Origin of the sequence: Hoylesella marshii DSM 16973 = JCM 13450, assembly GCF_000146675.1 — a bacterium.
Classification (GTDB): Bacteria; Bacteroidota; Bacteroidia; order Bacteroidales; family Bacteroidaceae; genus Prevotella; species Prevotella marshii.
The window spans coordinates 2020859-2038374 of record NZ_GL397214.1; the positions used below are offsets into that span (position 1 = coordinate 2020859).

General features: G+C 49.0%; 13 protein-coding genes and 1 tRNA gene. 5 read left to right on the plus strand and 9 right to left on the minus strand.

Annotated elements, in window-relative coordinates; genetic code table 11:
• Nucleotides 1-67: 67 nt before the first annotated feature.
• Nucleotides 68-1606, plus strand: coding sequence for a glycine--tRNA ligase (locus HMPREF0658_RS08345; RefSeq protein WP_024990874.1), 1539 nt, complete (start codon nt 68-70; stop codon nt 1604-1606).
• A gap of 3 nt (nt 1607-1609) precedes the next feature.
• A complete protein-coding gene (locus HMPREF0658_RS08350; RefSeq protein WP_006950137.1) occupies nt 1610-2257 on the plus strand; it encodes a BamJ family beta-barrel-assembly machinery protein in 648 nt (215 codons plus the stop codon).
• 664 nt (nt 2258-2921) lie between these two features.
• Here the strand turns inward: HMPREF0658_RS08350 and HMPREF0658_RS08355 are convergent.
• The 9 genes from HMPREF0658_RS08355 to HMPREF0658_RS08395 all read right to left on the minus strand — a co-directional run bounded on the left by HMPREF0658_RS08355 (nt 2922) and on the right by HMPREF0658_RS08395 (nt 13484).
• Entirely contained in the window at nt 2922-4160 is a 1239-nt protein-coding gene (locus HMPREF0658_RS08355) for an FtsW/RodA/SpoVE family cell cycle protein (protein WP_006950139.1), read from the minus strand.
• 41 nt (nt 4161-4201) lie between these two features.
• On the minus strand, nt 4202-5533 hold the full coding sequence (murD, locus tag HMPREF0658_RS08360) for a UDP-N-acetylmuramoyl-L-alanine--D-glutamate ligase (RefSeq protein ID WP_006950140.1): 1332 nt from the start codon (nt 5531-5533) through the stop codon (nt 4202-4204).
• A gap of 10 nt (nt 5534-5543) precedes the next feature.
• Nucleotides 5544-6812, minus strand: coding sequence for a phospho-N-acetylmuramoyl-pentapeptide-transferase (locus HMPREF0658_RS08365; protein ID WP_006950141.1), 1269 nt, complete (start codon nt 6810-6812; stop codon nt 5544-5546).
• 20 nt (nt 6813-6832) lie between these two features.
• Nucleotides 6833-8284, minus strand: coding sequence for a UDP-N-acetylmuramoyl-L-alanyl-D-glutamate--2,6-diaminopimelate ligase (locus HMPREF0658_RS08370; protein ID WP_006950142.1), 1452 nt, complete (start codon nt 8282-8284; stop codon nt 6833-6835).
• 37 nt (nt 8285-8321) lie between these two features.
• Nucleotides 8322-10472, minus strand: a complete 2151-nt coding sequence (locus HMPREF0658_RS08375) for a penicillin-binding protein (RefSeq protein ID WP_006950143.1) — start codon at nt 10470-10472, stop codon at nt 8322-8324.
• 1 nt (nt 10473) lies between these two features.
• Entirely contained in the window at nt 10474-10959 is a 486-nt protein-coding gene (locus tag HMPREF0658_RS08380) for an FtsL-like putative cell division protein (protein WP_006950144.1), read from the minus strand.
• Nucleotides 10956-11873: a 16S rRNA (cytosine(1402)-N(4))-methyltransferase RsmH gene (gene rsmH, locus HMPREF0658_RS08385; protein ID WP_006950145.1), complete on the minus strand. Its 918-nt coding sequence runs from the start codon at nt 11871-11873 to the stop codon at nt 10956-10958. The genes HMPREF0658_RS08380 and rsmH overlap by 4 nt, the downstream gene beginning before the upstream one ends.
• A gap of 220 nt (nt 11874-12093) precedes the next feature.
• Nucleotides 12094-13128: an asparaginase gene (locus HMPREF0658_RS08390; RefSeq protein ID WP_024990875.1), complete on the minus strand. Its 1035-nt coding sequence runs from the start codon at nt 13126-13128 to the stop codon at nt 12094-12096.
• A gap of 285 nt (nt 13129-13413) precedes the next feature.
• Nucleotides 13414-13484, minus strand: a tRNA-Gln gene (locus HMPREF0658_RS08395).
• A 602-nt stretch (nt 13485-14086) separates the two neighbouring features.
• Between HMPREF0658_RS08395 and HMPREF0658_RS08400 the strand changes: the two genes are divergently transcribed.
• The 3 genes from HMPREF0658_RS08400 (at nt 14087) to HMPREF0658_RS08410 (ending at nt 17460) form a co-directional block, all read left to right on the plus strand.
• Nucleotides 14087-14806 (plus strand): ABC transporter ATP-binding protein, encoded by a 720-nt coding sequence (locus HMPREF0658_RS08400; protein ID WP_006950148.1) that lies wholly within the window; start codon nt 14087-14089, stop codon nt 14804-14806.
• A 133-nt stretch (nt 14807-14939) separates the two neighbouring features.
• The gene (locus tag HMPREF0658_RS08405) at nt 14940-16199 is read left to right on the plus strand and encodes an ABC transporter permease (protein WP_006950151.1); all 1260 of its coding nucleotides are present in this window, start codon (nt 14940-14942) and stop codon (nt 16197-16199) included.
• A 16-nt stretch (nt 16200-16215) separates the two neighbouring features.
• Nucleotides 16216-17460, plus strand: a complete 1245-nt coding sequence (locus HMPREF0658_RS08410; protein WP_024990876.1) for an ABC transporter permease — start codon at nt 16216-16218, stop codon at nt 17458-17460.
• Nucleotides 17461-17516 lie beyond the last annotated feature (56 nt).

Sequence of the window (17516 nt, forward strand, 5' to 3'; positions counted from 1 at the left end):
CTCTGTCTGCTCTTTCAAAAATAATATGTATCTTTGCGCAGTTAAAACGAAACAAAGACAAAGGATGATGGCACAAGAAGACGTTTTCAAGAAGATAGTTTCCCACTGTAAAGAATATGGTTTCGTATTCCCCGGCAGTGACATCTACGACGGACTCGGCGCAGTGTACGACTACGGACAGAACGGCGTGGAGCTGAAGAATAACATCAAGGAATACTGGTGGAAGAGCATGGTATTGCTGCATGAAAACATCGTGGGCATTGATTCTGCTATCTTCATGCACCCTACGGTATGGAAGGCGAGCGGACATGTGGATGCATTCAACGACCCACTTATCGACAATCGGGACTCGAAGAAACGCTATCGTGCCGACGTGCTCATCGAAGATCAGATTGCCAAATACGAGGAGAAGATAGACAAAGAAGTAGCTAAGGCGGCGAAGAAGTTTGGCGACAGCTTCGATGAAGCGAAGTTTCGCACCACCAATCCGCGTGTGTTGGAGCATCAAAAGAAGCGCGATGCCCTGCACGAACGGTATGCGCAAGCCATGCAAGGCCCGGACTTGGAGGCGTTGAAGCAAATTATCATAGACGAAGAGATAACAGATCCCATCAGTGGAACAAAGAATTGGACAGACGTTCGGCAGTTTAACCTGATGTTCTCGACCGAGATGGGGTCGCTCTCGGATGCCACCAACAAAATTTATCTGCGACCGGAGACGGCACAGGGCATCTTCGTTAACTACCTCAATGTGCAGAAAACGGGGCGCATGAAAGTGCCTTTCGGCATCGCACAGATAGGCAAGGCCTTCCGTAATGAGATTGTGGCACGGCAGTTTATCTTCCGTATGCGCGAATTTGAGCAGATGGAAATGCAGTTCTTCGTTAAGCCCGGAACAGAGCTGGAATGGTTTGAGACGTGGAAGAAGACACGCATGAAATGGCATCAGACATTGGGATTCGGTGCCGAGAACTATCGTTTCCACGACCACGAGAAGCTGGCACACTATGCCAATGCAGCCTCCGACATAGAATTCCGCATGCCATTTGGTTTCAAGGAAGTAGAAGGCATTCACTCGCGCACCAACTTCGACCTGTCGCAACACGAGAAGTTCAGCGGTAAGAATATCAAATACTTCGACCCGCAGACCAACGAAAGTTACACACCTTACGTCATTGAAACGAGTATCGGCGTAGACCGTATGTTCCTCTCCGTGATGTGTCACGCCTATGAAGAAGAGCAGTTGCAGAGCGGAGACACGCGTACCGTGCTGAAACTGCCCGCCCCGCTCGCACCTGTAAAGCTGGCTGTAATGCCGCTTGTCAAAAAAGACGGCTTGCCGGAAAAGGCACGCGAGATTGTAGATGCACTGCGATTTAAGTTCAATACCCACTATGATGAGAAAGACGCCATCGGCAAACGCTATCGCAGACAAGATGCTATTGGCACGCCCTACTGTGTGACCATAGACCACAATACGCTGCAAGACAATTGTGTCACCCTGCGTTTCCGAGATACGATGGAGCAGGAACGCGTCGGTATCGACCGCTTGGAAAGCATCATCGAAGATAAAGTAAGTATCACTTCCCTACTAAAGAGATTATAAGAAATGAAACATACGAAACCGTTAGCATGGCTCGCAGCCATCATCCTGTCGGGGGGCATGCTCCTCGGATGCAGTGAAAGCGAGGGCGGTACAGAGGAATATCCCAATTGGAAAGCCACCAACGACACTTATTTTAACAACCTCTATCAGACCGCTACGAAGCAAATCGCTTCAGGAAGCACGCAATGGAAGATTATTGCGAACTGGTCGTACAATGCCGATGCAGCCAAAACACCCGACACGCACATCGTGGTGGAGGTGTTGAAGCAGGGCACGGGCAGCGGTTGTCCGTTCTATTCAGACTCCGTCCGCGTGCATTACCAAGGCCGCTTACTGCCTTCCGTATCGTATCCTGCAGGCCGTATCTTCGAACAAACATGGACGGGCGCCTATGATACGGCTACCAATGCTCCCAAAAACTTCTTGGTCAGTCGATTGGTAGACGGCTTTGCCACCGCCTTGCAACACATGCACATCGGCGACCGATGGCGCGTTTATATCCCCTATCAGTTAGGTTATGGTTCTAAAAATACCTCTAACGGACTTCCCGCCTGTTCCACTCTTATCTTCGATATTACGCTGTCGGCCTATGCAAGGCCAGGTGTAGCCCTCCCCACACGTGCACAGAGGTTTGTTTGGATAGAAGAATGAACGAAGCAGTAGAACTATGCAAGACCGCCGGAACAAGGTTTAAAGCCTCGCTTCGGCGGTCTTCTTTTATGGTGATGTTCGCCGGAAGCCTTTAATAGTTCTGTTCTACCTCCAATGGACATCCTGTTCTATCTCCAATGGGCATCCTCTCCTACCTCCAATGGGCATCCTGTCCTACCTCCAATGGACATCCTCTCCTACCTCCAATGAAAGTCCTTCTCTATCTCCAATAGGAGGGTAATCGTATTCCCAAATAGAAGGTGTGCCAAAAATAGTTGTATCCTCTTTTATATGTGGAAGATGTTTGCAGGGTAGCAATATTATACGCGGGTTCGGGATAAGGCAATCGGACTGTAAGCCCCCTCGGGGCTATTGGATAAGGCTATCTGGGCTGTAAGCCCCGACGGGGCGTAAGACCTTAGGCAGGGTGTGAAGCTCGTAAGAGCTTAACCCCTGATAAGCATGTGTAGAAAGATAAACCCCGTAGGGGTGACGGAGGGGGGAGGGTTAGTGTTCTGTCACCCCTTCAGGGCTTAGACTGCGGGAATCCGCGACACAGGGGCTGCGCTATCGCTTACCCCTATCTAAGGTCTGTCGCCCCTTTGGGGCTATTGGATAAGATTCTCTTATCCCGAATTCGCGTAGAGTATGGAGGGGGAAGCATCTATTCGGCATCGGCCATATCCTTTTTCTTGGCCGACCGACTGACACTGAGTATCACGCCGATGTAGATGCAATTGATGATGGTGGAGGTGCCGCCCTTGCTGATGAGAGGAAGCGGCTGCCCCGTGACAGGTGCAAGCCCTACGGCCACGAGCATGTTGAACAACGCCTGACTGACAAGAAGCAAAGCGAGACCCATGACCAAGAAGGCGGGAAAGTTGTTCTCACAGCGGTTCGCAATACGCCGGACGCGAAAAAGGAGTATGATATAAAGCATCGCAACAAAGGCTGCACCTGCGATGCCTAACTCTTCGATAATGATGGCGTAGATGAAATCGGAGAAAGCCTGCGACAGAAAATCGCGCTCTACGGAATTGCCCGGGCCTACACCTACAACGTTTGACGAGACAATGGCGATATTCGAATGAGCTATCTGTGCGTCTTTGTCGAGGTCGAAATCTTCGGGAGGCACTTCCCTTTTGTCCATAAACTTCATGATGCGCGACTTCCATGTGTCAAGACGGGTGAGGATTCCTCCGTGGGAGGATGCTTCTTGTTGCTGTTCCACTCGTTCGGTAACGTTACCTCGGGTGTTCTCTCGGTTGCGGTCGGTGCCAAGCAGCATGATGCTTGCCACAAATAAAACCCCGAGAATCGTCACGACCCCTAATAGCTTTCCTATCTGTTTAAGAGATACGCGTCCGATAAACATCATGCACACCACGACGAATGCCAGCAGGGCTGCCGTGGAGAAGTTTTCGCGGAAGATGAGAGCGATGTAAGGTATGGAGATCCACAAGATATAACGAAATGTTTTCCGAGCAGCACCCGTTTCGGTCTGCATAGCACCAAGAATCTGGGCAACAGTCAGGACTACTCCGCCCTTGGCAATCTCTGAGGGTTGAAACTGAATGCCCAAGATGCTAATCCATCGCTGTGCGCCATTGGTAGACACACCGACAAGCATGGCAACAAGAAGCATAACAAGTGCAGCCGGCATGAGGAAAGGCGTAACGATCTTGAAGTATTTGCAAGGAATATTGAGCACAAGCACCATCATGAAAAGGCCGACGGAGAGCAGTCCCACGTGTTTCAACACGGGTGCCCAATAGCTTCCGCTCTTGTAGGTAAGTCCCGATGATGCTGAAAATACCTCTACAATACTAATCATGCAGAGGAAGAAGAACACCATCCATACCACCTTGTCGCCCTTGAATATGTTACTGAGAGTTTTGTTCATGTCGTTTTCTTGCTCATGAGGTTGCCTGCTGTACTTCTCGTTTATAGTGCTCGCGCCAATGCTTTGAATTGGTTGCCGCGGTCTTCCATGTTTTTGAACAGATCGAAGCTGGCGCAGCAAGGACTCAACAGTACGGTATCGCCGGGACGCGCCATAGCGTAGCAGGCCTCCATACACTCTTTCATGCTGTGAGTATCGCGCACGGGAATCCCTAAATGGTCGAAGTTGTCGTGCAATTTGCTGTTGTCGGCACCGAGGTAAACCAGCCCCACACACTTTTCTTTGACCAAGGCTTTAATCGGTTCGTAGTCGTTACCCTTGTCTTTGCCGCCGATGATGAGGATGGTAGGTGTGCGCATGCTGTCCAACGCGTACCAACAGGCATCTACGTTGGTGGCTTTCGAGTCGTTGATATACTGTACACCGCCTACTTTCACCACCTTTTCCAACCGATGTTCTACGCCGGGGAAATCGCTCAGACTTTTGCGTATCACATCTTTCTTAATACCTGCAATGCTACCGGCGATGCCTGCTGCCAGCGAGTTATAGATGTTATGACGCCCCGTAAGGCTGAGTTCCTCCTGCTCCATGTTGAAAGGCGTGGGCTCTTCAAGGGTGTAGCGTCCTTCCTCGATGTAGCCGATGGAGCCATTCTCTTTGAGTTCGGAAAACGGATACTGCATGGCTTTGATGTCGTATTTCTGTAGTTCGCGTTTGATGATGGGGTCGTCGTTCCAGAAAATAAAGCTGTCTTCCTCTGTTTGATTCTGTAAGATACGCATCTTGGCGTTCACGTAGTTCTGCATGCAATGGTCGTAACGGTCGAGATGGTCGGGAGTGATATTGAGCAGAATGGCGATGTTGGCACGGAAATCGAACATGTCGTCAAGTTGGAAAGAACTGAGTTCTATGATGTAAAAGGCATGCGGGTCTTCTGCCACCTGCAAGGCCAGACTGTTGCCGATGTTACCTGCAAGCCCGACATCATAACCTGCTTCACGGAAGATATGATAAATCAGCGATGTCGTTGTGGTCTTTCCGTTACTGCCCGTGATACAGACCATCTTGGCATGGGTGTATCTTCCTGCAAACTCTATCTCGCTGATAATAGGAATGCTTTTATCTATAATCTTCCTCACCATGGGTGCTTCTTTGGGTATTCCGGGGCTTTTTATCACCTCGGCGCCATTGAGAATCTTCTCTTCCGTATGCTTTCCTTCCTCCCAAGCGATGCCATGGTCGTTGAGTAATTTCTTATATTTATCCTTGATGGCCGACATATCGGATACGAATACGTCGAATCCCTCTTTCTTGGCGAGCACTGCCGAGCCGGCACCACTTTCTCCTGCTCCTAAAACAACTATTCTTTTCATACTGCTGTGCTTATCTTATCTTAAGTGTAATGATGGTGAGTGCTGCGAGGATAATGGTGATAATCCAGAAACGAATGGTGATTTTCGACTCGTGCACGGCACCTTTCGGCTTCTTGATGAGGTATCTGCAATCGGCTTCCAGCTGGTTTTCCTGAATGCGGAAATTATCGTGAATGGGGGTACGTTTGAAGATGCGTTGCTTTACGCCCTTGTGTTTACCCAACTTGTAATACCATACCTGCATGATAACCGACAGGCTTTCTACAAAGAAGATGCCGCAAAGGATGGGCAGCATCAGTTCTTTGTGGATAATGATAGCACAGACGGCGATGATGCCTCCGATAGTTAGCGACCCCGTGTCGCCCATAAACACCTGCGCAGGATAGGCGTTATACCACAGAAAACCGATTAATGCGCCGATAAAGGCACACATGAATACTACCAATTCCTGTGAGCCGGGAATATACATAATATTAAGGTAGGCTGCAAACTCAATATGCGAACTCACATATGCAAGTATGCCTAATACTACGCCGATGAGTGCCGAATTGCCAGCACACATGCCATCCATGCCATCGTTAAGATTGGCTCCGTTGGACACTGCGGTCACAACAATGATGGTCATGATGACAAACAACACCCACCCTGCTGCCGTGCTGTACTTCCCAAAGATACTTGTCATGCGCGAATAATCAAGGTTATGACCTTTGACAAAAGGGATAGTCGTTTTCAACGACTTGGTAGCTTCCGTCCGGTGCTTAATCACTGTCTCATGACCTTGTCGTTGTATCGCCAGATTCTCATTCATCTTTACGTCAGGAGACGACCATAACACAAGGCCTACGATAAGTCCGATGCCTACCTGTCCGATGATTTTGTACTTTCCTTTCAGTCCCTCTTTGTTGCGACGGAATATCTTGATATAGTCGTCCATTCCGCCTAAGAAGCCCAACCACACGGTAGTGATAATCATAAGAATGAGGTAGATGTTTCTCATACGCCCCAACAGAAGCACGGGGATGAGAATGGCGGCAATAATAATGACACCGCCCATGGATGGTACGCCTACTTTATTGATACCGAAGGGGTCGATAGAAGCGTCTCGTTGTGTCTCTGTTATCTGCTTCTTTTTGAGGTATTTGATAAATCTCTCTCCGAACCATGCAGATATAACCAAAGACAGAATCATGGCAAGGAGTGCTCTGAAGGAAATATACCCCCAGATATGTGCCCCCGGTATGCCGAATTGGTCTAAAAGTCTGAACAGATAATACAGCATGTTATCTTATTTTTAGGATATTAATCATTGAAAAGGGCGCTCACGGTTTCTTTGTCGTCGAAGTGATGCTTCACGCCTTTTATTTCCTGATAGGTTTCGTGTCCCTTGCCGGCAATAAGGATAACGTCGCCTCGCTCTGCCATCATAACGGCTGTCCGAATAGCTTCCTTACGGTCGACAATGCTCAGCGTTTTCTTCCTTTGCTGCATGTTGAGGCCTGCCAGCATATCGTCGATAATGCTTTGTGGGTCTTCGTCACGTGGATTGTCACTGGTGATAATCACTCGGTCACTCTGTTTTGCAGCTTCCTGTGCCATCAACGGACGTTTACCTTTGTCTCTGTTGCCACCGGCTCCGCAAACAGTGATAACCTTACCCTTGCCGTCCAGTACCTCATGAATGGCATTCAGCACGTTCGCAAGAGCATCGGGCGTGTGGGCATAGTCTACTACAGCCGTTACCCCTTCTTGCGAACGGATGGGTTCGAGCCTGCCGCTCACGCTCTTCAGCGTGCTCATTGCGAGGAGAATGTCTTCGGGTTGCTTGCCTAACATCATAGCGGTTCCATATACGGCCAGCAGATTGCTGACATTGAACTTTCCGATAAACTGTACGCCCACTTCTCTTCCGTCTATTTCAAGGTACATACCCTCGAAGTGGCATTCCAGTATTTTGGCTTTGAAGTCGGCCATGTTGCGGAGAGAATAGGTTTTGATGGTAGCCTTGCAATTCTGCACCATATACATGCCGTTTTTGTCATCGGCATTCGTTATGGCAAAAGATGATTTGGGAAGGCTGTCGAAGAAGGCTTTCTTGGCATTACGGTAGTTATCGAAAGTCTTGTGATAGTCTAAGTGGTCGCGAGTGAGATTGGTAAAGATACCACCGGAGAAGTGTAATCCACTGATGCGTTTCTGTGCAATGGCATGTGAGCTACATTCCATAAACACGTATTCGCAACCGCTTTCTGCCATGCGATGAAGCAATTGATTCAGTGCAATCGGGTCAGGCGTGGTATGGTCTGCCGGTACTGCTTCCTCTTCTATATAGTTACAAACGGTGGAGAGCAGTCCGCATTTATAACCAAATTTCCGGAACATATTATATAATAAGGTGGCTACTGTGGTCTTTCCATTCGTACCAGTCACACCGACTAACTTCAATCGCATGGACGGGTTGCCGTAAAAGATTGTGGCTACTTTGCCCGCAGCATCTTCGGTAGACGACACAACGATGTAGGTAACGCCCGCTTTTTGCTGTTCGGGTATGGTCTCACACAGAATGGCAGATGCCCCTTGTTCTATGGCTTTCGGTATGAATCGGTGCCCATCAACCTGTGTCCCTCTCATGGCAATGAAGAGATGTCCCTTGCCAATACGGCGCGAATCAATGTTCACGGCTGCAATCTCTATATCTTCCTCCCCAATAATGGTTGTAGGATGAATACCTTTGAGTAATTCCTTTAACTTCATATATTATCTATTGTTGTTGATTGAAGGTTCTACTTTGTTATTCGAGACGTAATTCGCAGATGCTTCCCTTGCGGATAAGCTGGCCGGCAGGCATGCTCTGTTCCACCACATGACCTCTTCCATTGAGTTTTACGCGCAGACCTCGGCTCTCCATCATGAAGACCGCATCTCTCGCTCCCATACCTTGAACGTCGGGTACGTATCGCTTATTATATATAGGCTCCTTTTTCAGTATCACATCGCTTTGTCTGCGTTCAGCTTTTCCCCAGATAGGATTCCCTGTGGCATAGGAGCCGCCCCAGCCGTTTCCTGTTTTGATACCTAAATGGGTAAGCACGTAGTCGGCTGCTAATAGGTTGCCGCTTTTTACATCAGGCACCATCACCGAAGATGCATCGCGGGCATCGTGCACATCATATTTCAGACTTTCGGCCATGATTCCCTCTGCAATGCGTGAAAACACGGGGCCGCACATACCACCGCCAGAGGCAGGGAGTCCTGATTTCTGTATACAGACAATGCAACTGTATCGCGGGTTATCGGCAGGGAAATAGCCTGCAAAGCTGAGGAGATAGTTCATCGTACCGTTCTTATAACCACCGACACCTTGTGAAATCTGAGCCGTACCTGTCTTCCCTGCTACTTTGAAAAGGGGAGACCCCGCCTTCTTGCCCAGCCCCTGACTGACTACGTGTTCCAATATAACCTGTATCTTCTCTAATGTGGACGGCTTGCATATCTGTGATATAAGCACTTCGGGCGGGAAATCCATCACGGTCTCTCCGTCTTTTACAATACGTTTGACAAACCTTGGACGCATCATTTTTCCCCCGTTGGCTATGGCATTATAGAACGCTAAAGTAGAGATGGGCGGTATCTGGGTCTCATAGCCGATACTCATCCACGGCAACGCCGTCTTGCTCCAATTCACCCACTGTCCTCTATCGTTCTTACGTGGCATTCTGATACGTGGCGTTGTGGCACCCATGAGTGGTACTTTCAGGTCTTGCGCCAGGCCCAGTCGATAGATGCCGCGCACGAATCGTTCGGGATTATTTCGGTAGCAATTGTCGATAAGTCTGCTAATTCCGATGTTTGAACTATACAGCAATGTTTGCGGAAGTGACAGCGTACCGTAGCCGCCCTTGCGCCAATTGTGGTCGCGCATCTCGCGTCCGTACATCGGCCAGATGCCTGTACCGGTTTCCACATGATAGGTTGTGTCTACCATACCGTCGTCGAGTGCTACCATGACAGAGGCCGTTTTGAAAACCGAACCGGGTTCCAGCAGGTCGCTGATTGCGTGGTTTTTCCGTTCGCGATAGGCTCCGTCTTTACACTTTTCCATGTTTACGATGGCCTTGATATCACCGGTACCGACTTCCATCACGATAGCTACGCCCACATTGCCACCGACTTCCTTCAATTGGTCTATAACGGAACGTTCGGCCAAATCCTGCATACTTACGTCAATGGTCGTTACGATGTCGGCACCATCTACAGGGGGAGTGTCTGTGATATTCAGGAATTTGTTGAGTACCTTACGTCGATGGATGATGCCGTTTTTACCCCGCAGAATGCTGTCATAGGATAATTCCAGCCCAAAGCGTGCGGTATCTTTGGCTCCAAACATATCTCCGACAGTGCGTTGTGCCAAAGAGCCGTAGGGTCGACGGCGGGCATTGAACTCTTCCCAATGGAAGCCACCTTTGAACTTTGAGAGATGAAACACGGGCAATTTCCGTACCTCGGAGAATGTACTGTAGTCTACGCGTTTGTCCCATATCGGCCAGTTTTGGCTCATCTTGCGATGTCCTTCTTCCAAATGTCGTTTGAAAGCGTGTGCCGATTGTTGAGGGAAGATACGGTGAAGTCCGTCGCAGATGCTGTCTATTTTGATTCGCCAAAGTGAGTCTTTCTCTTCTCCGCCGGCTTTGAAGTCGATATACATCTTGTATTCGGGCAAGGAACTTGCCATGAGTTGACCGTCGCAGCTTAAAATATTGCCACGCAACGGCCGCACACTTACGCTGTCTTTCTTCTGTCGGGCTGCAACTTTCAACCAATAATCGCGCTTGGCCGTCATCGTGTACAGCGCTTTACCGACGACGGCGACCGCAGCCAGTGTCATCACGATGGCGATGGCGCTGTAGCGGGGTATCACTTTCTTATGGTTGAATTTGCTCATGTTATTGTGGCACTTGGATGATGTAGGGCGGTTGGGTGGCGATGTGCAGTACGCTGTCTTTCCTGTTTTTCAGCATCCGCAGGATATTGCTTTCGCGTGTTTTCTCGGTCAATTGGCTTGAGGTAGACAGTGCTTTATACTTTGCATCCTTGAGTTGTTCGGTCAGACGGTCGATTTCGAGCAGGTCTTTCTGGCAGCTGTAGCGGTTGGATACGTAAACGATGACAAATCCCACAATGAGTATGATGAGCCATATTTGATGCCGTATGGTCTGCGTAGTCAGTATGTCGCCGCCTAAAATTTCGCGTAAGGTGAAGTTAGACGACTGCGGTTGCTCGTCCTCTCGTGCTTGTTCCGCGATGGCCTCTCCTAACGATGGGTTTTCCTCAACGGCTTTTTTTGTCGTCTTCTCTGCCTTTTTCTGAGGTCGATTTGCGTCTTGTGGCTGTTGTTTTTGCGGGTCTTTTAGGGTCTCTTCCGTGCTCATTGTTTCTTTTCTGCTATCCTTAGTTTTGCACTTCTGCTTCGCGGATTGCGCTGTTGCTCATCATCCGAAGGTACGGTCGGTTTGTTACCGATGGGCTGAAGAGGAGTTTCCATGCGTCCGAAGAAGTCTTTTTTTTGTTCTCCGTCAGTGTTGCCGGTCTTCATGAGGTTTTTCACCATGCGGTCTTCGAGGCTGTGATAGGTGATGATACTCAACCGTCCGCCGTCGGAGAGCAATTCGGTTGCGCTTTCCAACATCTCTTTGAGTGCTGTCATCTCTTGGTTTACTTCTATGCGGAGGGCTTGAAACAGCCGTGCCATGTCTTTTTTCTCGTGCTCTTTTCTGATGAGGGGACGCATGCAGTCGGTCAGGTCTTGTGTTGTGACGATGGGGTTTTCTGCCCGTTCTCTCACGATTGCGGCGGCCATACGACGGGCGTTTTTCAGTTCGCCATAGCCATAGAAGAGGTCGGAGAGTTGTGTTTCGGTGTAGTGATTCACGATGTCGGCAGCTGTTGTCTTTGCCCGTTTGTTCATCCTCATGTCGAGTGGTGCGTTGAAGCGGAAAGAGAAGCCGCGCGTTTCGTCATCGAAATGGTGGGATGATACGCCCAAATCGGCCAGCAGACCATCTATTTTTTCTATTCCGTAGTAGTGTATCCAGTTTTTCAGATAACGGAAGTTTGACCTCACAAAGGTGAAGCGGTCGTCGTCGGGGCAGTTTTGTTCGGCATCGGCATCTTGGTCGAATGCGTAGAGTTGCCCGCCTTTCCCGAGTCGGGCGAGTATTTCACGGCTATGACCTCCGCCTCCGAATGTCACGTCTACATACACACCATTGGGACGAATCTTCAGTCCGTCCACGCTTTCGGTAAGCAATACCGGCACATGATAGGTCTCCGCAGTTGTTACCATTGGCTGTACATGGATGATAAATCGTTGCCAAAGGTACGCAAAATCCCTCACATAATGCCATCCTTTCCCGTATTTTTCTTCTCATGAAATATGCGGCCGGCGGTGAGCATCTGTGTTGAGGAGAGGTGTTCGGGCTGTTGCGCACGAGACATAAAAAAGCGGAGGACGCGTCACAACATAAAACTCGTTCTCCGTTTCTTGAGGGTTTTTAGGGAAGAGATTATCTGGAAATCTCGCCTGCAATGGCCTTGTCCATGAAGTGGCATATGTGGTCGTTGTCTGTGTATTGAGCCTGTAGGAACATGAGTTTGGTAAGTGCACTCTCAACAGTGCTGTCATATCCGCTGATAATGCCGGTGTCTTTGAGTTGATAGCCGGTGTCGTAGCGTGCCATCTCTACCGAGCCGGCCACGCATTGGCTGATGTTTACGATGACTACGCCACGCTCCGAGGCGTGTTTGAGCATTTCGATGAGCCAAGGCTCTTGGGGGGCATTGCCGCTTCCGAAGCTGCGCATGACGATGGAACGTAGCTCGGGCACGTCGAGCATGGGCTTAACGAGGTGCTCTTGTATACCGGGAAAGAGGGAGAAGATGATGACATTGGGGTCGATAGCTGTGTGGGGTATCATGGGTTTTGCAAAGTCGGGGCAGAGAATGTTTCGCTCATGATAGTTGATATTTACGCCGGCATCGCAAAGGTGGGGATAGTTGAATGAGTCGAAAGCATCGAAACCTTCTGCATTCTGTTTCGTCGAACGGTTGCCGCGCAGAAGTCGGCCATTGAAATAGATGCAGACTTCGGGCACGATGGGCGTGCCGTCGTTGTGATGGGCGGCAGCAATCTCGATGCTTGTAATAAGGTTTTCTTTGCCGTCGGTGCGCAGTTGTCCCATGGGCAGTTGGCTTCCGGTCAGAATAACGGGCTTGGTCAGATTCTCTAACAAGAACGACAGCATCGAGGCCGTGTACGACATGGTGTCGGTTCCGTGAAGGATGACGAAGCCGTCGTACAGGTCGTAACGCTCGGCAATAATCCTTACTAATTGGCTCCACAGCTTGGGCGACATGTTGCTCGAGTCGATGGGCGGGTCAAATTGGTAGACATCAATCTTTGTAGAGATGGTTTCAAATTCGGGAATCGAACTGATGAGGTGGTTGAAATCAAGGGGTTCAAGTGCTCCTGTCTTGGCATTGTGTCCCATGCCGATGGTTCCTCCGGTATAGATGAGAAGTACATTGTCTGTTCTGTGAATGCTTGTAGACATATGGTATTATTTGAGTGATAAGATATTAGGTTTTCTGAATTTAGCTGCAAATATACGGAAATTCAACGTAATCGATGCAGGGAAAGCCAAATTTTCCACTTTCTTTGAGGGCTCAGGGTAAGAATCTCTCTGTCAAATGGCCTGAAAGAACAGAGGGAAAGTGGCGTGTGCAGGAGCATAGGCCTGATGGTGGATAGGCTCTTCTTAACGGGAATAAAGAGAATTAGCTAATGTATTGAAAAACAATACATTAGCTAATAGCTTGCGAAACAGTTGTCCTAGGCGGATTCGAACCACCACAAACAGAACCAAAACCTGTTGTGCTACCATTACACCATAGGACAATTTCGGTGTGCAAAGGTAAAGGTTTTCCCGTCTATCACCAAATTTTTTGCTATGTTTTTTAAGCTCTGTTTGTCTGAAAGATGAAAAACAGTGGTTTCCTGTCTCTTTTTTCTGATACGAAACCCTGTGCTTTTATGCCAAAACAAGCGATGAAACATGGTGGGGGAGGAGGGAGAGACGGAGGTGAGAACAGGGCTTTCGGCACATGATGGCAGGCTTGTCGCCCCTTTGCTTTCGAGATACGAACACACAATGGGTAAGTAATTGAATTTCAGACGGATAGAAAGAACATTGTAAAAGCATAGCTTTGAAGCTGTTAAAGCTATGCTTTGTCGGTATTGGAGCTATGCTTTCAGCACATTGGAGCTATGCTTTTACGATTTTGCGGGCGAGCTGTTGATGGGATGCCCCCACGCTGTTCTCCGCCGCAGGGTGAAATCCCGTAGAATGACGGCTTTGTTTTAGGCGGTTATTCGTTAAATTTGTTTTAAATAGAAGCCATTTACAAAGAGATTGCAACTTTATCGTTACATTTGTAGTCTCATTTATAGGAACAGATGAAAGCGCAGAAACCAACCTGCGCTTTCTCAACGCTCAACTTATGATACATCTTGAAAACATTCATAAAACCTACAACAACGGGCAACCCTTGCATGTGCTCAAAGGCATCAATCTCGACATCGGGAAGGGCGAATTCGTAAGTATCATGGGTTCATCGGGCTCGGGTAAATCCACACTTCTCAATATCTTAGGCATTCTTGACAATTATGATACGGGCGAATACCGCCTTGCCGGAACGCTGATGAAAGACTTGAGCGAGCGCCGGGCTGCCGAATACCGTAACCGCATGATAGGTTTCATCTTTCAATCGTTCAACCTCATCGGGTTTAAAACTGCGGTAGAAAACGTGGAATTGCCGCTTTTTTATCAGGGAACAAGCAGGCGCACACGCCACAAACTCGCCATGGAATACCTCGACCGCTTAGGTTTGGCGCAATGGGCGGAGCACTATCCCAATGAACTCTCCGGCGGACAAAAGCAACGGGTGGCCATTGCGAGAGCACTGATAACAAGGCCTCAAATCATATTGGCAGACGAACCGACGGGTGCTTTGGATTCAAAAACCAGCGTAGAGGTCATGGAACTGCTGAAAGAATTGCACCGCGATGACGGTATGACGATAGTAGTGGTGACCCACGAGAGCGGCGTGGCCAATGAGACAGACAAGATTGTGCACATCAAAGACGGACTGATTGGGCGGATAGAAGACAATTCCAACCATACGGCAGGCCCTTTCGGAGCAAATACCATCATGAAATAAACACGATGAAAGCCCACCTCCTATCCGCTGAAAGGCGGTTGCGCCTGCTCCGGAACATCAGTGGAAAAACCGTAAACGACGAGGCGGAAAGGAGCGCAAGCCATCCTTTCGCCAAAAGAAAAGCAAGAAACGCATGCGAGATATTCTAACGGAAATATGGTCTACGGCCAAACGCAACAAGCTCCGCACTACGCTGACGGGGTTTGCCGTAGCATGGGGTATCTTCATGTTGATATTCCTGTTAGGTGCGGGAAACGGGCTTATCAATGCCCAGTTGGCCAATACCGATAGGTTCTTGGCCAACTCCATGATGGTGGGGGGTGGCTATACGTCGAAGTCTTACAAAGGATTGAAAGAGGGAAGATACATCCATTTGGCGGATAAAGACCTGCAGGAAACGGGCGATAGATTTGCTGCGAACGTAGACGACGTGGGTGCCGAAGTCTCAAAAAGCGGCGTAACAATTGCCCAAGGGGCTAACTACGTGAGTGGCTCGCTCAGCGGCGTATATCCCAACGAGGTCGTTATCAACAAGAAAGAAATGCTCTATGGCCGTTTCATCAATGACATCGACCTTTCGGAACAGCGTAAATCCATCGTGCTCAGCGAGGAACAAGCCAAGGAACTCTTGCCGGAAAGGGCATCGGCATTGGTGGGGCGATACGTGAAAGTGGGGGCATTTGCCTTTCGCGTGGTAGGTATCTACAAAAACGATGAGAGCCGCATGAACAACGCCGCTTATGTGGCGTTCTCCACCATCAGAGCAATGTACAACGAAGGAGACAAGTTAGACAACATCGTCTTTTCCTTTCACGGCCTCGAAACAATGGCCGACAACGATAAGTTTGAGGCCACTTATCGCGCCAATATTAACCAAAACCACGACGTTGCACCAGATGATGAGGGCGCATTGTGGATATGGAACCGCTTTACTCAAAACATGCAGATGAATCAAGGCATGGGTTTCATACGGACGGCACTTTGGATTATTGGACTGTTTACCCTGCTTAGCGGCATTGTGGGCGTATCTAATATCATGCTCATCACGGTAAAGGAGCGTACAAGAGAGTTCGGAATACGCAAAGCTATCGGAGCAAAACCCTCATCAATACTGCGCTTGATTATCATAGAAAGCGTGATTATTACCACTATTTTCGGATATATCGGCATGCTGTTGGGTATCGCCGCCAACCAATATATGGACGCAACGCTGGGTCATACGCAAGTAGACTCGGGCTTATTTAAGGCCACAATGTTCGTCAATCCTACCGTGGGCATAGACGTTTGCATAGAAGCTACGGTGGTCATGGTCATCGCCGGCACGATTGCCGGAATGGTTCCGGCGCGTCGGGCTTCACGTATCCGCCCCATCGAAGCACTCCGTGCCGACTGAAAAAGAAAGCAACAAAATGAGAATAGACATCGACCGATACCGAGAAATCTTAGACACACTGTCGAGAAACAAAAGCCGTAGTTTCCTGACAGGTTTCGGTGTGTTCTGGGGTGTCTTTATGTTGGTGGCATTGGTGGGCGGCGGAAATGGATTGAAAGAATTGCTTTCCAACACCTTTCAGGGCTTTGCCACCAACTCGGCGATGATATGGGAACGGCCTACCACAAAGTCTTATAAAGGCTTTAGGAAAGGAAGAACGTGGAGTATGGTGTACAGTGATGTGGCCAGACTGAAGGAACAAGTACCCGAGTTGGATGTGGTAACACCCGTATTGCCCAATTGGGACAGGACGGCCGCTTTCAACGACAAGAAAGAAACCTGTAATATCAAAGGATTGCTGCCTTCTTATCAACTCGTGGAAGCTCCGCGAATGTTCTACGGAAGGTATCTGAATGACATGGATATGCAGCAGAAACGCAAGGTCTGCGTTTTGGGTAAGAAAGTCTATAAGACGCTTTTCCCGGGCGGAGGAGACCCTTGCGGACAGATGATACGGGTGGATTCCACCTATTATAATATAGTGGGCGTAGATTATAGCGAAGGCAACATGAACATCGACGGCAGCGCTCAAGAGGCCATTACCATACCGCTGCCCGTCATGCAGCAAGTCTATCATAAGGGCGATACTGTGCATTTAATCTGCGTTACGGCAAAGCCGGGCGTCGTGATGAGCAAGATTTCGCCCCATATGCGTGAGGTAATAGCTCGCGCCCACATAGTAGATCCCACCGACGAGAAAAGCATTATGGTGTTCAACTCTGAGGTTCTGTTCGGTATGTTGGACAGTTTATTCGATGGAGTGAACTTTCTTATCTGGTTAGTAGGCCTCGGTACGCTGTTTGCAGGTGCCATCGGCGTGTCTAATATCATGATGGTGACGGTTCGAGAACGCACTTCGGAAATCGGAATACGTCGTGCCATAGGAGCTACTCCGCGAATGATATTAGGTCAAATCATCAGCGAAAGCATGGTTCTGACTGCTGTTGCGGGTATGAGCGGCATACTTTTCGCGGTCATCATCCTGCAACTTTTAGAGATGGGAAACACGTCCGACGGCATCGTTTCGGCACATTTTCAAGTGAAATTCTGGACTGCTCTCGGTGCATTGGCTTTGCTCGGCCTACTTGGTAGCTTAGCCGGTTTAGCCCCCGCGCTTAGAGCCATGAGCATCAAACCTGTGGATGCCATGAGAGATGAGTAACCATACAACAGATACAAAGCAACGTATAAAACAAGAAAAAGATATAAACAAAAACG